This window comes from Vibrio sp. 1249-1 (assembly GCF_033340495.1).
On sequence record NZ_JAWOWJ010000997.1, the window covers coordinates 1 to 552 of the forward strand.

The following is a 552-nucleotide window of genomic DNA, read 5'->3' on the forward strand; positions in this document are numbered from 1 at the left end:
CACCACGGTGATGACGTCATGCAAACCGCAAACGGCGGCTTTATCTTCTACGGCCGAAGTGACGCAACGCTCAATCCCGGCGGAGTACGTATTGGCACAGCAGAAATCTATCAACAAGTGAACGCGCTATCGGGTATCGAAGATTCGATTGCCGTCGGTAAGTTGAGCCAGCAATCTGAAGAGATCTGGTTATTCGTCAAATTAAGCCAAAGTGTTGAGTTAACGCCACAACTGACTGACTTGATCCGCCAAACGTTGAAAACGAAGTGCTCACCGCGACATGTCCCGCGCAAGATCTTCGCACTCAGTGATATTCCACGAACGCGTTCCGGCAAAACGGTTGAACTGGCAGTAAAGCAGGCCGTAAATGGTCAGACAGTTAAAAATATCGGCGCAATTGCGAATCCGGAGGTTTTGGAAGAGATAGCCGCAATTGCCGTTGAAACACCACAGCCAGTACTGACCAATGCGCTATAAAAAAGAGCCGCTATTGCCGCTCTTACTATTTCAATTTATTCGAAGTTTTAAATTACTTCTCTTTACCGAATACGT

At 47.5% G+C, this 552-nt stretch carries 1 pseudogene; it reads left to right on the forward strand.

Annotated features, from left to right (window positions below):
- Window positions 1-477, forward strand: a pseudogene (locus R7Z50_RS30110) (acetoacetate--CoA ligase); the annotation flags it as partial.
- Window positions 478-552: the final 75 nt, after the last annotated feature.